Genomic DNA, 1,492 nt, shown 5'->3' with positions numbered 1-1,492 from the left:
CGGTATCAGGCAGCTTTTTTCTCCATGATTGGCGGGTTAATCCAGGCGGCCGTCGGCAGCTTTTGTGGCTGTGGCAACCGATTCTTGAAGCGGTTTGGCGTGCGCCGGAAGGCGCTCTCCAGTGTAGCTTGTCTTTGCTTGCGCACTTCGGCAGCGCGGCCGGTGTGGACGCTCTGCGGCGTCATCATGCCGATGCCGGAATGGCGATGCTGTTGGTTGTACCAAACGAAGAACGTTGCGCAGTGGGCGCGCGCGTCGGCCAACGAGCCGAAGCGCGACGGGAAGCCCGGCTGGTATTTCAGGGTCTTGAACTGTGCCTCCGAGTACGGGTTGTCGTCGGAGACGTAGGGCCGGCTGTGCGACTTGGCAATGCCCAGATCGACCAGCAACGTCGCCACCGGCTTGGAACGCATGCTGCTGCCCCGGTCGGCATGCAAGGTTAGCGCGCCGGGTGCAATGCTTTCCTTGGTGGCGCTATCGGCGATGAGCTGTTCGGCCAATTCGGCGGTTTCTTGTTCGGCCACCATCCAGCCGACGACGTAGCGGCTGAAGATGTCGAGGATGACGTAGAGGTGGAAGCAAGTGCCTCTGACCGGCCCCTTGAGCTTGGTTATGTCCCAGCTCCACACCTGGTTCGGCATCACGGCCAGCAATTCCGGTTTGGCGTACTCAGGGTGCGCCAGCTGGTTGCGGCGTTCGCGTACGGCGGCGCAGCCTTGCAGCAGGCGGTACATGGTGCGCACCGAGGCCAAGTAGCGGCCTTCGTCGAGCAATTGAGCGTGAATAGCCGCCGGCGCACAATTGGCGAAGCGCGGGCTGTTGAGCACATCAAGTACGACGCGCCGCTCATGCTGCGACAGCGCCAGTGGTGGGCGCCTGGTTGAGGCGCCGGCCGGGGACGGCAGCAGGCAGACGTGGCGTGCGGCACGGTCGCGATACAACGCACTGCGCGGCAGACGCAAGGCACGGCAGGCGGTAGCGACGCCAACCTTCTCGGCCAGGCTGATGGCAGCGCTCATCACTTCGGCTCGCCGGGCGTGTCGCTGGTGTTCAGCCCCAGCAGGATGGAAAGTTTTTTTTGGACGTCAATGATCAGGTCGGCCTTGACCAGCTTGTCGCGCAGACGCTCGACTTCCTTCTCTAGTTCAAGCACCCGGCGGTCTTGGGCCGCAGCCGGATCGACCTTCGGGCCGCGCTTGCGCTCCATGAGCTGAGCCTCGCCGGCAAGTTGGCGCTGCTTGCGCCACGTGGCCAGGTGGGACGAGTAAATGCCTTCCCGACGCAGCAAGGCGCCGATGTCACCAGGAGCCACACACGCGTCGGCAGCAGCCAGAATGCGCAGCTTCTCGGCTTTGGAGAAGGTACGCCGTTTGGCAGTGGGAACAACCTCGGGGTCGGGACGTTGTGCCTCGGCGGGGAACGGGCCGGTTGCGATATCGGGATCTGCTGGAATGCTAATTTGATGCTTTCGGTTGTGCATGTTGGGAACCTA

The 1,492-nt window shown here is 63.1% G+C and carries 1 protein-coding gene; it reads right to left on the bottom strand.

Translation table 11 applies throughout. The annotated features are described in order from the left end of the window. Positions 1 to 5: 5 nt before the first annotated feature. Positions 6 to 1,435 (bottom strand): IS3 family transposase gene (locus tag ACFOFO_RS26485; protein ID WP_390329427.1). Its coding sequence is split into 2 segments (ribosomal slippage): positions 6 to 1,052 and positions 1,055 to 1,435, totalling 1,428 coding nucleotides; the frame shifts between segments, so codons are not numbered across the junction. Between the last annotated feature and the right edge of the window lie 57 nt (positions 1,436 to 1,492).

The organism is Pseudundibacterium arcticum, from assembly GCF_042646465.1.
In the GTDB taxonomy this organism is placed as follows: domain Bacteria; phylum Pseudomonadota; class Gammaproteobacteria; order Burkholderiales; family Burkholderiaceae_D; genus Undibacterium_A; species Undibacterium_A arcticum.
This window is presented reverse-complemented; position numbering and strand designations above follow the sequence as displayed.